At 62.6% G+C, this 16,567-nt stretch carries 16 protein-coding genes and 1 tRNA gene; 9 read left to right on the top strand and 8 right to left on the bottom strand.

Translation table 11 applies throughout. The annotated features are described in order from the left end of the window. Position 1: 1 nt before the first annotated feature. Together V8P86_RS15535 and V8P86_RS15530 are read right to left on the bottom strand one after the other, a co-directional pair. Complete coding sequence (locus tag V8P86_RS15535) at positions 2 to 1,564, bottom strand: DNA-directed RNA polymerase subunit B'' (protein WP_336328198.1); 1,563 nt, start codon at positions 1,562 to 1,564, stop codon at positions 2 to 4. Further along, on the bottom strand, positions 1,561 to 1,791 hold the full coding sequence (locus V8P86_RS15530) for a DNA-directed RNA polymerase subunit H (RefSeq protein ID WP_336328197.1): 231 nt from the start codon (positions 1,789 to 1,791) through the stop codon (positions 1,561 to 1,563). Before V8P86_RS15530 ends, V8P86_RS15535 begins: the two co-directional genes overlap by 4 nt. 238 nt (positions 1,792 to 2,029) lie before the next feature. Here V8P86_RS15530 and V8P86_RS15525 point away from each other — a divergent pair. Together V8P86_RS15525 and V8P86_RS15520 are read left to right on the top strand one after the other, a co-directional pair. Further along, positions 2,030 to 2,102: transfer RNA gene (locus V8P86_RS15525), tRNA-Asp, on the top strand. Between the two features lie 875 nt (positions 2,103 to 2,977). Next, positions 2,978 to 3,352 carry a hypothetical protein gene (locus V8P86_RS15520; protein ID WP_336328196.1) on the top strand — a complete coding sequence of 125 codons (375 nt, stop codon included), beginning with the start codon at positions 2,978 to 2,980 and terminating at the stop codon, positions 3,350 to 3,352. Positions 3,353 to 3,539: 187 nt separating this feature from the next. Here V8P86_RS15520 and V8P86_RS15515 read toward each other — a convergent pair whose 3' ends face one another. Then, on the bottom strand, positions 3,540 to 4,631 hold the full coding sequence (locus tag V8P86_RS15515) for a DUF7972 family membrane protein (protein WP_336328195.1): 1,092 nt from the start codon (positions 4,629 to 4,631) through the stop codon (positions 3,540 to 3,542). Between the two features lie 315 nt (positions 4,632 to 4,946). Between V8P86_RS15515 and V8P86_RS15510 the strand changes: the two genes are divergently transcribed. The 3 genes from V8P86_RS15510 (at position 4,947) to dapB (ending at position 7,332) form a co-directional block, all read left to right on the top strand. Beyond that, a complete protein-coding gene (locus tag V8P86_RS15510; RefSeq protein ID WP_336328194.1) occupies positions 4,947 to 5,396 on the top strand; it encodes a DoxX family protein in 450 nt (149 codons plus the stop codon). 260 nt (positions 5,397 to 5,656) lie between these two features. Beyond that, the gene (dapA, locus tag V8P86_RS15505) at positions 5,657 to 6,583 is read left to right on the top strand and encodes a 4-hydroxy-tetrahydrodipicolinate synthase (protein ID WP_336328193.1); all 927 of its coding nucleotides are present in this window, start codon (positions 5,657 to 5,659) and stop codon (positions 6,581 to 6,583) included. Continuing rightward, positions 6,580 to 7,332, top strand: a complete 753-nt coding sequence (gene dapB, locus V8P86_RS15500) for a 4-hydroxy-tetrahydrodipicolinate reductase (RefSeq protein WP_336328192.1) — start codon at positions 6,580 to 6,582, stop codon at positions 7,330 to 7,332. The genes dapA and dapB overlap by 4 nt, the downstream gene beginning before the upstream one ends. Positions 7,333 to 7,348: 16 nt before the next feature. Here dapB and V8P86_RS15495 read toward each other — a convergent pair whose 3' ends face one another. The 4 genes from V8P86_RS15495 to V8P86_RS15480 form a co-directional block, all read right to left on the bottom strand. After that, a complete protein-coding gene (locus V8P86_RS15495) occupies positions 7,349 to 7,588 on the bottom strand; it encodes a DUF7533 family protein (protein ID WP_336328191.1) in 240 nt (79 codons plus the stop codon). Positions 7,589 to 7,831: 243 nt separating this feature from the next. After that, positions 7,832 to 8,902 carry an ABC transporter ATP-binding protein gene (locus V8P86_RS15490; protein WP_336328326.1) on the bottom strand — a complete coding sequence of 357 codons (1,071 nt, stop codon included), beginning with the start codon at positions 8,900 to 8,902 and terminating at the stop codon, positions 7,832 to 7,834. Next, the gene (locus tag V8P86_RS15485; RefSeq protein ID WP_336328190.1) at positions 8,886 to 10,751 is read right to left on the bottom strand and encodes an ABC transporter permease; all 1,866 of its coding nucleotides are present in this window, start codon (positions 10,749 to 10,751) and stop codon (positions 8,886 to 8,888) included. Before V8P86_RS15485 ends, V8P86_RS15490 begins: the two co-directional genes overlap by 17 nt. Beyond that, positions 10,696 to 11,748: a thiamine ABC transporter substrate-binding protein gene (locus V8P86_RS15480; protein WP_336328189.1), complete on the bottom strand. Its 1,053-nt coding sequence runs from the start codon at positions 11,746 to 11,748 to the stop codon at positions 10,696 to 10,698. Before V8P86_RS15480 ends, V8P86_RS15485 begins: the two co-directional genes overlap by 56 nt. A 124-nt stretch (positions 11,749 to 11,872) precedes the next feature. On the opposite strand from V8P86_RS15480, the gene V8P86_RS15475 reads away from it, so the two are divergent. Next, positions 11,873 to 12,703 (top strand): 2,3,4,5-tetrahydropyridine-2,6-dicarboxylate N-succinyltransferase, encoded by an 831-nt coding sequence (locus V8P86_RS15475; RefSeq protein ID WP_336328188.1) that lies wholly within the window; start codon positions 11,873 to 11,875, stop codon positions 12,701 to 12,703. A gap of 244 nt (positions 12,704 to 12,947) precedes the next feature. Next, positions 12,948 to 13,337, top strand: coding sequence for a hypothetical protein (locus V8P86_RS15470; protein ID WP_336328187.1), 390 nt, complete (start codon positions 12,948 to 12,950; stop codon positions 13,335 to 13,337). A 56-nt stretch (positions 13,338 to 13,393) separates the two neighbouring features. On the opposite strand, the gene V8P86_RS15465 is transcribed toward V8P86_RS15470, so the two are convergent. After that, positions 13,394 to 13,591: a XapX domain-containing protein gene (locus V8P86_RS15465; protein ID WP_336328186.1), complete on the bottom strand. Its 198-nt coding sequence runs from the start codon at positions 13,589 to 13,591 to the stop codon at positions 13,394 to 13,396. Positions 13,592 to 13,734: 143 nt separating this feature from the next. Between V8P86_RS15465 and gcvPA the strand changes: the two genes are divergently transcribed. Both gcvPA and gcvPB read left to right on the top strand, forming a co-directional pair. Further along, a complete protein-coding gene (gcvPA, locus tag V8P86_RS15460) occupies positions 13,735 to 15,069 on the top strand; it encodes an aminomethyl-transferring glycine dehydrogenase subunit GcvPA (protein ID WP_336328185.1) in 1,335 nt (444 codons plus the stop codon). A gap of 55 nt (positions 15,070 to 15,124) precedes the next feature. Continuing rightward, a complete protein-coding gene (gcvPB, locus tag V8P86_RS15455) occupies positions 15,125 to 16,561 on the top strand; it encodes an aminomethyl-transferring glycine dehydrogenase subunit GcvPB (protein WP_336328184.1) in 1,437 nt (478 codons plus the stop codon). Positions 16,562 to 16,567 lie beyond the last annotated feature (6 nt).

Genomic DNA, 16,567 nt, shown 5'->3' with positions numbered 1-16,567 from the left:
ATTAGTCGTCTGCGGGCTGTTCGACGCTCTCGATGCCTGGGATGCCCTCGACTCCCATCTGTGCGAGTTCCTGCTTCAGTTCCTGTTCGTCCGCGACGTTCTGTGACAGCTCCATCGCCTGCGCGAAGTTCTTCACGAGCCCACAGTTCGGCCCCTCCGGCGTCTCGGAGGGACAGATCCGACCCCACTGAGTCGCGTGCAGGTCCCGTGCCTCGAAGTGTGGCTGGGAGCGCGAAAGTGGTGAGCGGAGCCGGCGCAGGTGGCTGAGCACTCCCATGTAGTCCGTCCGGTCGACAAGCTGGCTCACACCGGATCGGCCACCGACCCAGTTCCCGGTCGCAATCGGATGTTCGAGTCGCTCGGTCAGCACGTCCGAGCGAACGACCGTCGACACAGACAGCTGACGGTTTCGCATGTTCGCGCGTTCGAGCTGGTATTTTACGTCCCGTGCGAGCTTGTTCAGCGCCGTCCGGAACAGATCCCGCATCAGGTCGCCGGAGACTTTCAGGCGCTTGTTGGCGTAGTGGTCCTTGTCGTCGGGATCTCGGCGGTCGAGTGCGAGCTCGAAACACGCCTCGGCCATCCGGCAGAGGTAGTAGGCCTTGTTGATCCGCACGTCCTCCTCGTCGACGCCCTCCTCGTGGAGGTGCGGGAGGAGATACCGGTCGATGACGTAGTTCGCGCGTTTGAGCTGGTAGTTTTTGCCCTGTCCGGAGGCGACGCGTTTCCCGAGGGACTCGATGGCTTCCTCGGTCGTCTGCACGTCGGCGGCCTCCAGGTTCTCCAGCATGAACTTCACAATCTCGGGGTCGTCGCTGACGCGGTGAACGATCTCCTCGTCGGATTCGAGTCCAAGCGCGCGCACGAGCGTGACGAAGTTGACGCTGCCCGAAACGGAAGGGAACGAGACTTCGAGCAGGCCGTCCCGCGTTCGCTCACAGAGTACCAGCGCGCGGTAGCCCCGGCGCTGGCTGAAGGTTTTGGCGACTTCGATCTGGTCGCCGTATTTCGTGTCGGTCTCGGCGAGGATCTTGTTCGGTGCGAGGTCCTCGCTGGTCATCAGCACACGCTCGGAGCCGTTAACGATGAAATACCCCCCGGGGTCGGCGGGGTCTTCGCCGATGTCGATCAGTTCCTCGCGGGTGAAGTCGGCGATGTTACACTTGTTCGAGCCGACCATGATCGGCATCCGGCCGATTTTCGTCTCGGTCTGGTCGACGACAACCTCTTCCTCTTCGTCGCCGCCCTTGATGACGGCCATCTCCATGAAGACCGGCGCAGAGTAGGTGATATTACGAAGCCGGGCTTCCTGTGGATAGAGCAGTTCCTCACTGCCGTCTGCCTCCCGGACGCGCGGCGTGACGATGCGGATATCGCCGAGTTCGACGTACACCGGCTCTTCGCCTTCCTTGTCGCCGATGTCGGTTTCAATGGTCGCCTTCTCGTCCACAACCTCCTGCATTCCCCGGTCGAGAAAAGCATTAAACGACCGGAAATGGTGTTCTGCAAGTCGTTCCCGTGAAAAATACTCCCGTGATATGTTGCGTTTGTCCTCGATATTCATTTTTCCACCACCAGTCGATAGACCACGGCTTGGTCCGTGGTCCGTGAGTCCCGTGTGATCTTGACCACGTCACCGACCTCTGCCTCCTTGGATAGAGCAGGATCTGTGCGTGTGATCTTCGGCAGGTCTGTTTTTTCGATGTTGTACTCCTCCAGTACCTCCTCGAGTTCGCCGTCGTCGAGGAGGGTGTGGTCCGGTACGAGTGTGTGGTTGCTTACATCTACCATGAGTGTGGCTTATCGGCTAAGAAGCTGTTCGAGATACTACAGCCCACTATAGTCCCAGCGTATATAATTCTTGTTGAATCCGCTGGCACGAGCTACCGGACCGACACTCGCAGTCGGCGTGATGGACCGTGTTTGCAGTTCACAGTACAACAGGATAGTATATAAATACCCGGTCCGCGCGCCAGCCGCGTTTGGAAAGTCTTAATACTATAACCGCGGTACGAAGTAATGCGTGGAAGCCCGGGTGGTGTAGTGGCCCATCATACGACCCTGTCACGGTCGTGACGCGGGTTCAAATCCCGCCTCGGGCGTTTCCTTTGATTTCCAGACTCTTAGCGAGGCGTCTCGTCGCCGAGCGACAGAATTGGAAATCTACGAACGACACGGCGGGATTTGAACTAGGGAGCAGCTTTGCTGTGACCGGGGTTCAAATCCCGCCTCGGGCGTTTTCTCTCAACATAACGTGAACAATCAGCTTGCTGTGTCGTGAGCAACTGTGTTGAGGAAACGCTGACAGCTGGATTTGAACCCAACCAGTCGCGCACAGCGAACGTCATGAGCGAGCACGTCTGGATACGGTTCAAATCCCGCCTCGGGCGTACTTTTGCGGTGAACAACTTCAACGAGCACCGCGTAGCGTGTGCTCGTCACGAACGTGAACCGCAAATCCCCCACAGAAGAGATTTGAACTACACGACGAGTGAGCGTCAGCGAACGAAGTTGTCCGGGTTCAAATCCCGCCTCGGGCGTTTCCTTTGATTTCAACTCAGTGAGCGACTGTTTTGCATGTCGTGAACGACGATTGAAATCCACTGTACGACGAACACGAGATTTGAACACAAGGAGTCGTAGCGGCGAGCGTAGCGAGCCGACCGTCTCCGCACGGGTTCAAATTCCGACCGACGGAGTCGGTCGGCGTGCGTGGCAGACGCCATGCACTCCCGCCTCGGGCGCTTCTTTGATTTCCAGACTTCCAGCGAGGCATCTCGTCGCCGAGCGACAGAACTGGAGATCTACGAGCGACACGGCGAGATTTGAACCAGGGAGTGAAGCGGAGCGGAACGGCCGAGGCTCAAATCTGGCCTCCCGTATCTCCTCGAACTGGAAGCCAACGAGCCACCAATGTGAGTATTCCAACGACAAATGACTAAAAGTCTATATAGTATCACTTAGAAATTAGATCAGTGTGTCTCGTGAAAATATAATCATCCTCGCGGGTGCACTGGGTGCCGTTGGGAGTCTCTTTTTGTTCGGCGTAGTCGGAACCGTCGTAGATACGCCGGGCCAGTGGGGTTCCGTTATTGCGTTTGTGCTGCTCGTTGGATTCGGGTTCGTGCTCCCGCAACTATATCTGATGCGGACCGATGCAGCCGTTTCTAATACGGCGCGACTCGGGGTGATCACAGTTATTATGCTCATCCTCGGGCCCGGATTCGCGGCAGAAGTCGACGGCATAGAGTCGAAGGCTATCAGTGGCGTGGTAGTTCTCTCGATACTGTTCGTCGTGACGCATCAACTGCGAGAAGGCTACCGGCAGTCGATTCGGAACGACACACAGTGACGACCGTGCAGACCCCTCCCAGTCACAGGGGTAGAAAGAGAGCACCGATGAAAGGCAGGGGTACTACGTGCAATCCCGACTGAATGAGAGCCGACACCTGCTGATACTGGTGGCTGTCAGAAACTGAACAACGTCGACCCACCTGGGATCGAATATCTTTGCGAATGTACAGCCACCAGTACGAGCGTCACTCACTCCCGTCGCCGACGTCCGCGTCCTCCCCGTTTTTCGCTTCGGTTTCGCCCCAGTCGAGGTCACGGGACCGGTCGGTCTCCCGGAGAATAAACGGCCCGATGGAGAGAGTGCGCTTCGTGACGGTGACGATGCGAAGAATGTAGGACAACAGGAGCGCGAACGGCAGGAGGGAGACGGCCACGCCCGCACTCACCGCCACGACGAGCATGGACACACCGGCCACGGTCCCCGGGAACAACGCCGGCCCGAGATAGACGATACCCGCGACTGCCGTGAGGAGAGCGGGTACCGAAGCGTACAGTATCACCCGGGAGAGATCGATGAGCGCCCACTGGAAGTACAGCGTCTTGAAGTGCTCACGCGCCGGCCCGAACAGTTCGAGCGCGTTGATGAGTTCGTCGAAGGCGTGGTGCGCCTCCTCAGTGAGCGCCTCCTCGTTCTCTGCTCGGATGCGACGCGCAGCGTACAGCTTCCACGAGTAGTTGTAGTTCAGTGCGGAAAACACCACGTCGAACTCGCCGAACTGGGCGTCTTCGAGGCCGTTCTCGACGGCGTCTGCGTTCCTCTTCACGTTCTCAGCGAACTCGGCCACCTGGTCGTTGAGGGCCTCGTCGTCGATGTCCGCGATAGCCTCCTGAAGGGCGACCGTATGTCGCTCCGTGAGTTTCACGAGCGAGCGGAGAAACGCAGAGGGCTGGGCGGGGCTTACGGGCTCCTCGATAACGTCCTCGACGTCCTTCCGAAACGACATCGCGCCCTCCATCCGTTCGCGCTGATCCCCGACCGGCCCCTGTTCCTGCGAGAGGACGAGCTGGCTGAGCGTGAGCACGAGCGTGACACCAGTGATGATGGCCGTGAGCAGCCCTTGGAACAGCGTTTCGATCGGGTCTCCCTGGCTGAACAGCACCGACGCCTCAGTCGGGTGGAGACTCCCGATGATGGCGAGCGAGAGAAATACGCCGCTCACAATTCCGGCGGCGACCAGCCACCTGCTCGCGTTCAGCAGCAGCCAGAACTTCCGACTGTTCTCCGGCACGCGCTCCCGCATCGTGTCGCTCGGCCGAGTACCATCACTGTCGCTCATACCAGCCGTATCCCGCTCGGAATAGAAAATGCTTGAGGTCGATAAGAAAGCGACCGGCCGCGTCCACGGCATAACCAGACAACCGAATTCGACAGTTCTCGCGCGACTGGACTGAGACCGTAGGAAAGAGCGGTGAAGCATCCGTTTCCTCACCGTGGGGTCCGCGGCAGACTCACACTTTGGGTAGAACACAGATTGAGTGTGAGCGGAATGCGAGACTGCCACGCCAGCGCGTGGCGATGACACTGGTGTCACGTACTGAAACGAATGATAGCAAACACATATGCCGGTATCGTTCGTAAAGTAAGTTGCATAATGATACCGCAAATCGATCTCGTTCCGCTACAGTTGGCCGAGCAGGCTGGCGGAGACGAACTGTTTCTCGTGGCGCGCATTCTCTTCGGCGTGATTCTCGCGTTCACGGGTCTGAATCACTTCATGCAACTCGAACAGATGACTCAGTACGCTGGCTTCAAGAGCCTGCCGGCACCGAAGCTGTCGGTACTCGCCTCGGGCGCAGTGCTCATCGCAGGCGGCCTCGGCATCGTCTTCGGTGTCGCGCCCGTCCTCGCTGGGCTGGCGCTCGCTGGCTTCCTGCTCGTCGCCGCCGTGACGATGCACGACTTCTGGGCAGTCGGCGAAGAAGACCAGCAGACGGAGATGACCCAGTTCCTGAAAAATATCGGGCTGGCTGGCGGTGCGCTCGCGTTCGTCGTGCTGGGCCTGTCAGAGTGGCCGTACGCACTCAATTTCGGACTCTTCTGAGCGGTCGCGTCTTCGCGTTCAGCCGTACCAAAACGCATATATTCTTCATGCGTTCATCATAGCATATGCGACACACCAGAGCCGCAGTCGGCGCAGAAACCCCGAAAGCGGCTGGTGTGTTCCGTTTTTCGAAGCGTAAGCGATGATCCGACTCGCGGCGGAGGTGGCATCTCCGTCCCGGGTCATCGCAGGGAATCGACGAGTACAGGATAGTTCACAACGAATCGTCCCGTAAGCGGGACAGCCGATACGACCCAACCATGACACGCTCACTACCGACAGGGGCAGACACCTTCGCCGGCGTCTATCCGGCGATGTGTACGCCATTCCACGACGACGGAAGCATCGACTACGAAACACTCCGCGAAGACGCTCAGCGACTCGAAGCCGCCGGCGTCGACGGCCTCGTCCCGATGGGCTCGACCGGCGAATCCGCGACGGTCTCTCACGACGAACACATCGAAGTGATCGAAGCCGTCGTCGACGCGGTCGACGAGATTTCCGTGATCGGGGGGAGTGGCTCGAACAACACTCAAGAAGCGCTGGATCTCTCCCAGCGCGCGGCCGACGCAGGGGCCGACGCCCTGCTGCTCATCTCGCCGTACTACAACAAACCCGAACAGCGCGGATTCATCGAGCACTACGAAACGATCGCCGACGCCGTCGACCTCCCGCAGATTGTCTACAACGTTCCCTCCCGGACGGGCCAGAATATCGAGCCCGACACCGTCGCCGAACTCGCGACCCACGAGAACATTCAGGGATTCAAGGCCGCTGGCGGCGATCTGAATCAGGTCAGCGAAATCGTCGAGAAAACGCGCGAACAAGAGTTCGACGTGCTTTCGGGCAACGACGGCGAGACGCTGCCGATCCTCTCGGTCGGCGGCACTGGCTGTATCAGCGTCGCCGCCAACATCGAACCCGAGCGGATGAGTGATCTCGTCTGGTCGGCACTCGATGGCGATTATGATCACGCGCGCGAGCGCAACCACGACCTCGGGCCACTGTTCCGGGCGCTGTTCTGGGAGACCAACCCGATCCCGGTCAAAGCCGCCATGGAGATCCGCGGCTACAGTTCCGGTTACCTCCGGCCGCCGCTGACGGAGATCACGCCCGAGAACCGGGACCGACTCGAATCGCTGCTCGCCGAGTACGAAGCCGACCCGGTCGAGTCCGCAGGGCGATGACGACGGTCGGGATCAACGGGATCACGGGTCGGATGGGCGGGGCACTCGTCGAGCAGGCGCGCGAGCGCGACGACGTGACGGTGGCGTTCGGGATTGCCCCGAGCGACGCCGACCTCTCCGTCCCGGTCTACAATCCCGAAGCGACCGCCGACGCACTCGCCGAGCACGACCCCGACATCGTGATCGACTTCGCCGTCCCAGAGGCGACTGTCGATCTGGCACAAGCCTGCGACGAAGCAGGAGTCGGACTCGTCATCGGCACGACTGGCTTCGAGGAAGACGACTGGGCCGTACTCGACGAAACCAGTGAGTCGGTCCCGCTGCTGCGGGCGGCGAACTTCGCGCGCGGCGTGCACGCTCTGCTCAGGACGCTCGGCCCCGCACTCGACGCACTGGAAGAGTACGACGTGGAGGTGATGGAGACCCACCACAACGGCAAGCGCGACGCGCCGAGCGGGACCGCGAAGACGATTCTCGAAGAGATTGCACAGTACCGCGAGTTCGACACCGTCCCCGGACGCGAGGGGATCCAGCCCCGCGAGGACAGCGAAGTCGGAATGCTCGTCCGCCGGGCCGGCGACATCCGCGGCGAACACGAGATCATCATGGCCGGCAACGACGAAGTTCTCTCGCTCTCGCATCGCGCGGAGGACCGAGGCGTGTTCGCGGCCGGCGCGCTCGACGCTGCCGTCTGGCTGGCGGAGCAGGAACCGGGCCGGTACGAGTTCGGTGACGTGATCGACGCCTGATTGTTCTGCGAATAGATTACTCTTCGTCGGGGGGACGAGCCACCGCCTCGACGACGCTGCTTGCGATCAGCACCGGCAGGTCGCCGGGTGTCGTGACGTACCGGTCGACGACGAGCATCGCCAGCGCCACGGCGAGCAGTCCGACCCCGACCGGAAGATTGCCGCGGAAAACGAGTTCCCCGCCGGCGAGTGCGAGCGGAATCGCAAAGATGAGCGTCGCCATCGACCCGAGCATCTCGAGTATCCCCTGCGACATTACACGTTTTTACTGTCGGAACGAACAAAAGCCACGCGGTCGGTTCAGACCGTGCTGTTCAGACAGGCTACGCAACGCCACAGCCCGGTTATAGAGCGAGTCGGCGAACGGACTAATCCTCGACGCGCTCGAAGAGTACAACATCGAGGACTGAGTCTATCGTAAATCACACAGGAGTTACGGCTGGAAGCACTCCGCACGTGCCCGTCCGGAATCGACAGCGCATCGCCCCCGTAGCCGCCGTCAGTCGCGGCGCTCGACGACCCGTGCATCCTCGGGGTCGAATCCAACGGTCACAGTACCGTCCAGCGCCTCGCGAGTCCGGAGCATGAGTTCGTGACCCCTCCAGTCCAGGCGGACCCGAGTCGTCTCGCCCAGAAACTCGGCGCTCATGACGCTCGTCGTGAGCCGGTTCGATCCGGAAGCGACGGTCAGGTCCTCCGGCCGCACGCAGAACGTGAGGCGGTCGCCGACCGAGACAGACGACCCGCTCCAGTCGCCGATACCGACCAGCAGCGGCTCCCCGCTGGCGGTGACTGTGGCCGTCTGCCCGTTGACCGCCTCGACTTCCCCGTCGAAGACGTTGTTGTCGCCGATGAACTCCGCGACGAAGCGCGACTCGGGCCGGTGGTAGATGTCCCGCGGCGGAGCCACCTGCTCGACAGTTCCCTCGTTCAGCACGGCCACGCGGTCCGAAACCGCGAGTGCCTCCTCCTGGTCGTGGGTGACGTAGACGGTCGTGATACCGAGTTCCTGCTGAATCTCGCGGACCTGTACCCGGAGCCGTTCCCGGAGCTTCGCGTCCAGCGCGCTCATCGGTTCGTCCAACAGGAGCACGTCCGGCCCGGGGGCCAGGGCGCGCGCGACGGCGACGCGCTGGCGCTGACCGCCCGATAGGCTGCTCGGGTCGCGCGCTTGCGTGTCGGGCAAATCGACCAACTCCAGCAGTTCCGCGACGCGTTCCTCGTCGCTCACGCCGCCAGGCGGATCCGCGAAGTTCAGGCCGTAGGCGACGTTCTCGCCGACGGTCATGTGCGGAAAGAGCGCGTAGTTCTGGAAGACGACGCCCACGTCGCGGTCCTCGGGCGGCACGCCGGCCACGTCCGTCCCGCCGAACCTGACGGTGCCGCTCGTTGGGTCTTCGAAGCCCGCGATCAACCGGAGTGTCGTCGTCTTCCCACAGCCGGAGGGACCGACCAGCGTGAAGAACTCCCCATCGGTGACCGACAGGGAAAGCTCCTCGACGGCGGTCGTCCCGCCGTAGCGCCGCGTCACGCAGTCAAGTTCGAGTACGGGATCAGAGACCAACGCGATCACCTCCCAGCCGGTCGATGAGGAGGAAACTCACGCTGGTCACGACCAGCAGGACGACGCCCATCGCCGTCGCGGGACCGAGGCGTCGCCCGACGAACCGCTCGATGGCGATGGGCATCGTGTACTGGCCGGTCCCCGACGCGAGGACGGCCGTCGCAGTGAACTCCCCAACTGAGAGCGCGAAGGCGAAGGCCGCACCCGCGACCACCGCAGGCCAGACCAGGGGGAGTTCCACGTCGAGCAGCGCGCGCGCTCTGGGCGCTCCCAGCGCGCGTGCGGACTCGATCAACTGGCTGTCAAGGGCGTCGAGTTCCGGTGCCACGATGCGGACGACAAAGGGATAGCCCGCGACAGCGTGGGCGGCGATGATCGCGAGCGGGCCACCGACGGCGAGACGCCAGCCCCCGATGTCGATACCGAAAACGAGCCCCCGGAGCAGTCCCAGGCCGACGATGATCCCCGAGACGGCGAGGGGTGCCATCGCGACGGTACCGACCAACGTCCGTCCCCGGTAGTTCCGGGTCGTCAGCACCGAGATGACCACGCCCATCGGGAGCGCAACGGCCAGCGCCGCCGCGCCGAACAGCAGCGAGTTCCTGACCGCCGGCCCCGGCCGGACCTGGAAGGCCGCCCCCGTCGTCTGTCGTTCGACGAGAAAGCGGTAGTGCTCTAGCGTGAGTCCGGTCGGCCCCGAGACGCTGGCGTAGATCATGCTCGCGACGGGGGCGACAAAGAGCACGACGGCGACGACGGCATAAGCGGCCACCCCCACGCGCGGGAGCAGTTCCCGGACCGACAGCGACGGCGGCCGCAACGGCCTGCGCTCCTGTGGTCTGATGCCGCTGGATTCGACGGCGTTCGCCGCCTCGTACCGGAGATAGCCGTAGAGCAACGCCAGCGAGATGGCGAGTTCGACGAGTGCCAGCGCCGCGCCCTCGGCGTAGTTCAGGTCGCGGATGAGCCGGTAGATGAACACCTCGACGGTCGCCAGCTCGAAGCCGCCGAGCGCGAGGACGATCGGAAAGGTCCCGAACGTGAACACGAAAGTCAGCGCCGCGCCCATGAGAATCGAGGGAGCGATCTGCGGCCACACCACGTCGCGGAAGGCTCGGAGCGGGCTGGCACCGAGACTCCGGGCCGTCTCGACGGCGCTGGCGTCGACGGACTCCCACGCGGCCGTCGTAATCCGGGCGACCAGCGGCGCGTTGTAGAAGGCGTGCGCGACGACGATGGCGGTCAGCGAGGGCAGGAGGTCGACGGGCCCCAGCCCGACGAGCGCGAGCGCCGCGTTGAGCGTCCCGTTCGCGCCGAAGGTGGCGTAAAATCCGACCGCGACCATGATCGACGGGAGGACGAAGGGGAGAATCGTCAGTGAGCGAACCGTCTCTCGTCCGGGAAATTCGTAGCGTGCCAGCAGGTAGGCCAGCGGCACCCCGAGGAGGACGCTGGCGACCGTCGACAGCGCGGCCTGATAGGCAGTGAAACCGACGATACCGAGCCGTGCGTTCCCCGAGAGGGTGGCTTCGGCCACCGCGAGCGGTGAGTCGCCCGCGAGCAGTCGCGCCAGTTCTCCGAAATAGAAGGGATCGGTGAGGATCTCTCTGAAGACGCGCAGTGTCGCCCGGCCCTCGATGATGACGGCATCGACGAACACCGTCGTGACCGGGTAGTAAAAAACGACGACGAGGACAGCGACAGACGCGACGGCAAGTGCCGGGAGCGAGCGCCGCTCGATCGCCCCCCGGAACCGCCCTCGCGTTCTCCCGTCCGCCCCGTCGCTGTCGCTCACGGCTTCAGTTGCCCGCGAACTGTCGCTCCCAGTCTTCGATCCAGCCACTGACCTGTCCATCGAGTTCCTCGTACGTGAACGTGACTGGTTCGGGCGGCTCCTGAGCCAGTTCGGCGTAGTCGCTCGGCACCTCGGCCGTCTCCGTCGCCGGGAACTGGACGTTCTGGACGGCGATTTCGCCCTGGACCTCGGGCCGCAGGAGGAAGGACATGAACTCGCGAGCGGCTTCAGATTGGTCGCTCTCCTCGAAGATTGCCATCCCCTCGGGGTTGGCGTAGCCCTGATCGTTCAGGAACCGAACCTGGTGTTTCTCGAGGTCCTCGCCGGACTCGTCTGCGAACACCTGATCGGTGGAGTAGGAGACGACCATCGGCGCTTCGCCGTTGCTCCAGGCACCGTAGGCGTCGGACCACGACCCCAACACTTGCACGTCGTTGGCCTGCAGGTCCGCCCAGTAATCGAGGTAGCCGTCCGGGCCGTACTGCTTGATCGTGTGCAGGAGGAACGCTTTCCCCGTCGCCGAACTGCCGGGGTTCTGTGCGATGAGGTCGCCCGCAACATCGTCTGCCAGGAGCCCGTCGAACGTCTCGGGCGCGGTCATCGCGGTGCCGTCGTAGACGAGGCTGATATACCCCGTGTCGTAGGGGACAGCGCGGCCCTTCGGATCGAACTGCAGCCCGGATTTCACGTCCGACTGCCCGTCGATGTCGCCGGCTTCGGTGAACAGATCGTCGTCGAGGGCGTTGTCGGTGCGCACGAGATCGTCGGTGTTCAACCCGAGATACACGTCGGCTTCGATGTCGACGCCTGCCTGCTTGCGCTGGATGTAGTGGTTCAACTCGTTGCTCGGCGTCTGCCAGATCAACTCGGTGTCGAACTCGGACTCGAACTCCGATTTCAGCCACGCCCCCGGCGACGAGGACGGTGAGTCGATAAAGGAACTGTATGTTCCGACGACCAGTGAGTCGCTCCCGCCAGCGGGACCCCCCGATGAGAGACAGCCTGCCGTTGCCGTCGCCGCTGCGCCTGCCGAAACCAGGAACGTACGTCGCTTCATTACCGTGTGGTCACACCCTGTGGTATTTAACAGGCGTGTTCTCGCATGGGCTGTTCCGATGAGTCCAGTTCGCAGTGAGTGCGTAATCGTTACCGCCAAGTCTGGCGCCCTCCAGGACACGGACATGAGCCTGCAATCGGAAATCGAAGACCTTTGGACGCAGTACCAAAACGACGAGATCGGTGCGGAGACGAGTATGGAGGACCTGACCGTCCTCGCCGAGTTTCTCGACGCACTCGAAGACGACGAGATCCGCGCGGCCGAGAAATCCGGCGGTGAGTGGCAGGTCAACGAGTGGGTCAAACAGGGCGTCCTTCTCAATTTCGGCCTCCGACAGATCTCTGAGTACGAGTACGGCGACGTGACCTACAACGACGTACTCCCCCTCGCGGACTCGGACGACTACGGCGACCGCGGCTCTCGGAACACGCCGAACGGGACCGTCGTCCGCCGCGGCGCGAACATCGGCTCCGACGTGATCATGATGAGTCCTTCCTTCGTCAACATCGGCGCGCGGGTCGGTGACGGCACGCTCGTCGACTCCTGTGACACCGTCGGTTCCTGTGCCCAGATTGGCGACAACGTCAAACTCGGCGCGAACACGCTGATCGGTGGCGTGCTCGAACCGGTCGAGGACGCGCCGGTGATCATCGAAGACGGCGTCTCGCTGGGCGCTGGCTGTCGAGTGACCTCCGGCTTCGTCGTCGGCGAAGACAGCGTCGTCGGTGAGAACACGCTGCTGACGCCGCGGATTCCGGTCTACGATCTCGTCGAGGAGGAGATCCTCTACGGCGAACTCCCGCCGGAGCGGCGCGCGTTCATCCGCTACGTCGAATCGTCTATCGGCGACCACGATCTGTTCGACGGCGGCGCGTACAAGCCGGCCGTCGTCGCGACCCACATCGAAGAAGAGACGCTAGAAGGCACCGAGCGAGAAGACGCGCTGCGAGAATAGAGGAACGGAAGTAGTGTCCGGCAGCCTTGCTGCCGGTTCACTACACCGAGCGGAGCGAGGTGTAGCTCTTTTTCACCCACGTTTTTATTCGAGCGGTGACGAGTGAAACGAGTTACCCGAGAATAAAAAGGTGGTTACGAGACGCTAGAAGGCACCGAGCGAGAAGACGCGCTGCGGGAGTAACCCCCAAGCCGGGAAGCAGCCGAAGAAAGGTGTTTTACTGCGGCGGTGTGAGAGACACACAATGGTTTCTCGTGAGACACTTGCAGTCCTGCTCTCGGGCGGTGTCGGAACAGCGCTCGCAGTCGGACTCGACGCTGCTGGCGTTTTTAGTGATTGGACCGGGCTGCTCACCTTCATCTACCTCGGCTTGTTCTGGTACGCGATGCCGCAGTTGTATCTCGCAGTCGCAGGCGGAGACGGACTATCGACGCTTCGGGTGCGACTGATCCCAGTTATTCTGTTTCTGCTCGCGGTCGCGATTTCGATTCCGGGGCTCGCGACCGGCCGCGAACTCTTCGGTATCTGGGGTATCGTCGCCATCGCTGTCGGCGCGCTCGTTGGGTCGGCGTTCTGGCGAGGATACCGTGAGGCAACAGATCCCACGTCAGAGGGCAAATCGTCGGGAAAATAACTGACTCTGGCGACGAGTTCCGGGAAGGACGAACCCGTGCGAGAACAGTAAGCCGCTCAGAACAGCCCCGAAATCGCCGCAAAGACATCGATCTGTACGTCGAGCCACTCGACGAATTTGTACCCCAGAAAGATCCCAACGATACCGAGGACTCCGGGCAAGTTCGGCGGGGCCGGGATAGGTGTCTGGACGAGACCGAACAGCACACCGGCGAAGAGGCCGGTCAACAAGGCAAGGAGAATCTGTGAGACCATATTGTACGAACGACCAGTGACCGGCATAAATCACTGGATACCAAGCGACGGAGAATTATCCTTGATCGACACGACAGGGCAGCGAGCGGACAGAAGCGTCCAAACCGAAACCATTCCGTACATCCAGTCCAACAAATAGTACGATGGGTGGACACGATACTGGCAGCCCCTATGCACCACACACCCCTGCCGAGACCGAACAGATGCTCGACGCAGTCGGGGTCTCGACAGAGGGCGACCTCTTCGATATCCCCGACTCGGTTCGCTTCGATGGCGAGTTCGACATCGACTCCCGGAGCGAGCGGGCGGTTCGGCAGGAACTGGCCGCGTTGCTCGACCACAACGACGATCTGACCGAGTTTCTCGGTCGCGGCCACTACGATCATTACGTCCCCTCGCTGGTCGATCACCTCTCGGATCGCCAGGAGTTTCTCAGTTCGTACACGCAGTACCAGCCCGAAATCGCACAGGGCTTTCTCCAGGCGTTGTTCGAGTACCAGTCGATGCTCGTCGAGTTGACCGGACTGGACGTGGCGAACTGCTCGCTGTACGACGGCGCGACGGCGCTCGGCGAGACTGCAACGCTGGCAGCGCGCGTTCGCGAGACGACTGGTGATCGGATTCTCGTCCCCGAACAGCTTCAGGATGGGAAGCGTGGCGTGCTCGAAAACTACGCCGACGGAGCCGACCTCGACGTGACGAGCTATCCGATGAACGACGGAGCCGCCGACGTCGAGGCGATCCGTGATCTTGTCGACGACGATCTGCTCCTGCTGTACGCGGAGAGTCCGACCGTCCGGGGAGTCATCGAGGAATCACTCGGTGAACTCGGCACGATTGCTGACGAACACGAGGCCCTGTTCGCGCTGGGTTCCGATCCCGTTGCCCTCTCGGTGCTCGAAGAACCCGCTGCGGTCGGCGCAGACGTAGTGATCGGCGACGCCGCAACGCTCGGACTCGGTACCGCCTACGGGATGGGGCTGGGGATGTTCGCCACCCGGACGGATTTTCTCCGGCAGGTTCCGGGTCGACTCGTCGGCGCCGGCGAGGACAGCACCGGCCGGCGCGCGTTCACACTGACTCTGCAGACTCGCGAACAGCACATCCGCCGCGAGCGCGCGACGAGTAACATCTGTACCAACCAGGCGTGGGTCGCACTCCGGACGGCGATCCACGCCGCCTCACTGGGTCCCGACGGACTGGTCGATCTCGCAAACACCTGCATCACCGGCGCGGATCGACTCGCCGAAGAACTGGATGCCATCACAGGTGTCGCCGCACCGGTCCACGACCGACACCACTTCCGGGAGTTTCTCGCGCGGACCGACCAGCCTGCCCCCGAAATCGCCGGGGAGTTGGCAGACCGCGGCTTCGCGGTCCACGCCGTCGACGATCACCTGCTCCAGTGCTGTGTCACCGACACGAACGCCGAGAAGATAGATGGCCTCGTCGGTGCGATGTCGGAGGTGGTTGCGTGAGCGACCGCGGTGAGCGAACGCAACGACGCCGGATCGTCGATTCGGAGGTGGTTGCATGAGCGACAACAGTGACACCGTCCGGTACGATCAGGCCCGCTGGAGCGACGAGGAAGGCTACGAGCCGCTACTCTCGGAGAAAAACAGCCGAGAAGTCGATGTCGAGACACCACTGCCGGACGATCTGACTCGCGATTCACTGGAACTGCCGGATCTCTCCGAACCGGAACTGGCCCGCCACTACACCCGACTCTCTCAGATGAACTATGGCGTCGAGAGTGGGCCCTTCCCGCTTGGCTCCTGTACGATGAAGTACAATCCCAAGTTCACCGAGGATCTGGCGGCGCATCCGAGCGCGGCAGTTCACCCCGACCGTCCCGACGAGACGATTCAAGGCACACTCGAACTGCTCGGTCGCACCTCGAAGTATCTGGCCGACATCGGCGGCATGGACGCCGTGACCCTCCAGCCCCCGGCCGGCGCAGCAGGCGAGTACACTGGGGTGCTAATCGCCAAGGCCTACCACGAGCACAACGGCGACAACCGCAGCGAGATCATCGTCCCCGACAGCGCCCACGGGACGAACTTCGCCAGCGCGGCACTGGCAGGCTTCGACGTGGTCGAACTGCCCAGCGGCGAGGACGGCCGGGTCGACCTCGATGCCCTGGAGGAAGCGATCAGCGACGAGACGGCGCTGCTGATGCTGACGAATCCGAACACGCTCGGTCTCTTCGAGCGCGACATCGAGGAAATCTCGACGATGGTCCACGACGCCGGCGGCCTGCTCTACTACGACGGTGCGAACCTGAACGCCCTGCTCGGCCGGGCGCGACCCGGTGACATGGGTTTCGACATCATGCACTACAACGTCCACAAGACCTTCGCCACACCGCACGGTGGCGGTGGTCCGGGTGCCGGTCCTGTCGGCGTCGTCGACGAACTCGCCGATTTCCTCCCCGATCCGCAGGTCCGCCAGACCAACGGCGGCTACGAGTTGTTCGAGCCAGCACAGTCCATCGGCAAAGTCCACGGCTTCCAGGGCAACTGGCTCGTCCTGATCAAGACCTGCGCCTACATCGCTCGCCTCGGCGACGAGGGGTTGACCGACGCCAGCGCAAAGGCGGTGCTGAACGCCAACTACCTCGCCGAGCAAGTCGACTACGAGGTTCCGTTCGGCCCGTTCCACCACGAGTTCGTCGCCAGCGCCGGCGAGCAGGACGCTGCCGACGTGGCGAAACGGATGCTCGATTACGGCGTCCACCCGCCGACGACGAAGTGGCCTGAAATCGTCGACGAGGCACTGATGACCGAGCCAACTGAGATCGAAAACAAGCGGACGCTCGATCAACTCGCCGCGGCGTTCAACGCGGTCGCAGCGGAGGACACCGAGACGATCGAGGCTGCCCCCGAGCAGACCAGTGCCCGTCGAATCGATCAGGCGGCGGCGGCACGGAACCCGCGGCTCTCCTGGCAGGCGCTCGAAGACACAGAGTAATCGAGA

The sequence above is a fragment of the Halovenus anhuiensis genome, from assembly GCF_037080055.1.
In the GTDB taxonomy this organism is placed as follows: domain Archaea; phylum Halobacteriota; class Halobacteria; order Halobacteriales; family Haloarculaceae; genus Halovenus.
This window is presented reverse-complemented; position numbering and strand designations above follow the sequence as displayed.